The organism is Rhizobium bangladeshense, assembly GCF_001662075.1.
GTDB classification, from domain to species: Bacteria; Pseudomonadota; Alphaproteobacteria; order Rhizobiales; family Rhizobiaceae; genus Rhizobium; species Rhizobium bangladeshense_B.
Genome location: NZ_LYPL01000051.1, coordinates 1 through 3,010, shown reverse-complemented (window position 1 = coordinate 3,010; position 3,010 = coordinate 1). Strand labels below are relative to the sequence as shown.

The window sequence follows — 3,010 nt, the reverse complement described above, 5'->3', positions numbered from 1 at the left end:
ATTGTTGTCGCTATCCACGTCCTGCGCGGCATCTCGGAGATACAGCACGTACTTGAAGAACTTCGTTGGAGACGGCCAGTCGCCCTTTGCTATTCAACTTTGTATTCCCGTCTGACTGTCGCCGCGCGGCGTGAGCGGACTTCGTGGGTTGCCGGGGATTTCGTACGTGTCTATAGCCCGCCAACTCGTCTGTTGATTTCCGGGAACAATGCCGAAGCAGACGCTGTAAGGCGCGTTGCTGAGGCCGCAGGCTACGGTGTCTTGTCCCAATCCGAGCGAAAGTTCGATTTCTCCGAAGCTGCTGACGCTTTTAGCGCGATTGTTCTCCTCCATCACGATATTGAAAAGGAGATTCCGATCTTCGAAGCTGTTCTTCATTCGGAGGTCTTCTACATCGGCGCGCTTGGAAGCGAGCGTACCCACCGAGAACGCACGAGAAGGCTGGAAATGTCTGGAATAGAACGCGCTCAAATCTCCCGGATCAAAGCGCCGATCGGAATCTTCGGGCCTGCGCGCGATTCTAATTCTCTGGCGCGTGCGATCGTTGCCGACGTTGCAGCAGCACGGCTGGCTTCGGTGCCATAATTGCCGAATTGACGTTGGAGACCAATTCCCTCGGGGAAGCCATGGACCTAAATGAACTCAAAGATCGACAACGATCGCAAGGACCTGTCTCAGTCGTCATCTTAGCTGCCGGCCGAGCGAGCCGAATGGGTGGGGAAGGCTACCACAAACTGCTTGCGGAATTTGAAGGGGTACCTTTGATCCGACGCTCTGTATTGGTGGCATTGAAATGTAGCGCGTCGTCTATCACCGTTGTTTCCGGATATCAGAGAGAGAAGATCGAGAAAGCGATATCCGGTTTGCCGGTGGGTATCGTTTTCAATGCCGACTATTTGCTCGGCATGGCATCCTCCCTTGTCGCCGCGTGTTCTGCGGCTTCGATACGAGATGCCGAAGGTGTGCTCGTGATGCTGGCCGACATGCCCGGCATTACGCCCCATCATCTCGATAAACTTATCTCGGTTTTTCTTGCTAACGAGGGGCGATCGATTGTTCGAGCGGTTTGCGGTGAAATACCGGGAAATCCGGCAATTCTCCCTCGATCGCTGGTCCCTATGATACTCGGCCTTCGTGGAGATATCGGAGCCCGTCAAATCATCGAGGCGTCTGGCTACCCGGTTGTCGGCGTTGCAATCGGTCATGCCGCTCTTTTGGATGTCGATACACCTAACGAAGTGATTGCTGCGGGCGGCATATTGGTGCGGTGACGAGGGCGCGCTGAGATTCATCATGCCTGCGATGAGCAAGTCCGCCCGGAGCGTGAACTCTTGGGACGGATCGCCTATGTGATAATCTCGCTATTCCCATCAAGATCATAACGGCTGGTGAAGCGCCACTGGTTTTAGGCGTTTACGTCAGATGCGGAGGCAATCTGAACCGAACCGGATTTGCCGGAGGCCTTTTCCTTTAGTTATGTGGTCATAACTGGCGCATTCAGTAATACTGTTCCTTGGCTTTGGCTGGCGGGATGTTTCCAATAGGCTCCAGAAGACGCTGGTTGTTGAACCAATCCACCCATTTTGAGCGTGGTGAATTCTACTGCTTCGAAGATTCGCCGTGGGCCGCGTCGATGGATGACCTCGGCCCTGCCGAGACCGTTGATCGTCTCGGCGAGGGAGTTATCCTAGCAGCCGTCGACGAAGATCAATGCCTATCTCAAAAGTCCCTCGTCGTATGTAAAATGGCTGGAATTTTTGGTCATGGCTCCTGCACCGGGTCAAATTGCAACCTGCGCAACCATGTCCGTCGCCGACGTCTACGCTGCAATATCGTTCCTCGCTGCGTACACCGCCCATTCACAAGTTTTCATATCGAGCGCGTCAAGGGCAGATTGCGCTCCCACCAGAAATCCTGAAACATCCCGAACCGCCAAACTGATTGCCGAGTAGCGCTCATAAGCGTGCGTCGCCGCCAGCACTGTATTTTTATCTTCCCAATCACGCGCCTCGTTTGCCCGAAGGTGCTCGGTTTCCGCCTCTTTCTCCGCTCCCCGAAGCGCGAGAAGGATGAACTCAGCTTCCTTCGTGACGGCCCTAAGCGTTGCCTCTGCTTTGTTGAAAAGCGCCCTCGTTTCCATGACCTCTCCTATTACCATGAGGTATGGTGGTTCCGCTTCGACACTCGCGTCAAGCAATATCTGAGGGTGTGCTAGCCTTGATGACATCCTTCCGGCTATCAGGAGCCAAAGATTCTATTGGCCAGCTTGCTGGGCATCTCCCGGCAGCATCTGTGCGAGACCCGGACTTTCCGCAAGCTTTCAGACCGGTTTCAGGCTCGGACAGAGGTGTTCGCTTGGTGACGTGTACAATGCTCTTGCCCAGCATTCTTTTATTCCTACCGATCGCATGTTCGACTAGGACTTGATATCGAGATTTTCGCGGTGGACACTAGACACCGCCCCCCAGCATGAAACTCCAGAAGCGTCCAGCCTGATTGACGGGGAACTTTACCTGATGGTGGGCGGTCTCGACCTGAAGGAACGCCGACCGGAGGCCTGGATTGAAGCGTGTATCCAGAAGGCCCCAGCTTGGTAGTCGTGTCCGGACTAGTTTGCAATCACCGCGTCAGCCATACCGTTTTCACACACCTAGTGTCTGATTCCTGTTTTGTTCCTTGGCCGTTTTCCGCCGACACGAGTCGTGCCGGCGGAGGTGTATGCGTTGGAGGGGCGAGATGCGGCTAGCGGGTGCCCTCCATTTCCGACTTGCATTCGATGTTCTCACACCGAACGCGATTTATTTCCTTTTGCCCTTAGACGCACTTTTAAAGGTCTGTCAGACGCACATCACGGGCTATGACGCAAATCTGTGGGCACGGGACAGAACCACAAGCCCGCTCAGCTGCACCCGCTCGTCGCACCACACGTGTCGCACTTCTCGCAAGTGCCGTTCCGCACCATTGTGAAGTTCTGGCACTCCGAGCACATGTTGCCTGTATAGCCCTGCAT

The 3,010-nt window shown here is 54.8% G+C and carries 3 protein-coding genes and 1 pseudogene; 2 read left to right on the top strand and 2 right to left on the bottom strand.

Going from position 1 to position 3,010, the window contains the following annotated elements; genetic code table 11:
• The coding region (locus A7X77_RS31130) for an XdhC family protein (protein WP_197486922.1) at window positions 1–585 on the top strand (585 nt) is incomplete at its 5' end.
• Window positions 586–626: 41 nt separating this feature from the next.
• Window positions 627–1,271 carry a nucleotidyltransferase family protein gene (locus A7X77_RS31125; protein ID WP_082928900.1) on the top strand — a complete coding sequence of 215 codons (645 nt, stop codon included), beginning with the start codon at window positions 627–629 and terminating at the stop codon, window positions 1,269–1,271.
• A gap of 226 nt (window positions 1,272–1,497) precedes the next feature.
• Here A7X77_RS31125 and A7X77_RS32850 read toward each other — a convergent pair.
• Together A7X77_RS32850 and A7X77_RS31120 are read right to left on the bottom strand one after the other, a co-directional pair.
• Window positions 1,498–1,687 (bottom strand): annotated as a pseudogene (locus A7X77_RS32850) (IS3 family transposase); the annotation flags it as partial.
• A gap of 132 nt (window positions 1,688–1,819) precedes the next feature.
• On the bottom strand, window positions 1,820–2,140 hold the full coding sequence (locus A7X77_RS31120; RefSeq protein ID WP_064686626.1) for a hypothetical protein: 321 nt from the start codon (window positions 2,138–2,140) through the stop codon (window positions 1,820–1,822).
• Window positions 2,141–3,010 lie beyond the last annotated feature (870 nt).

What these genes read in the sequence shown, in the direction of transcription:
- A7X77_RS31125 (WP_082928900.1), top strand. Translation starts at nt 627, where the DNA reads ATGGACCTAAATGAACTCAAAGATCGACAACGATCGCAAGGACCTGTC.
- A7X77_RS31120 (WP_064686626.1), bottom strand. Translation starts at nt 2,140, where the DNA reads ATGGAAACGAGGGCGCTTTTCAACAAAGCAGAGGCAACGCTTAGGGCC.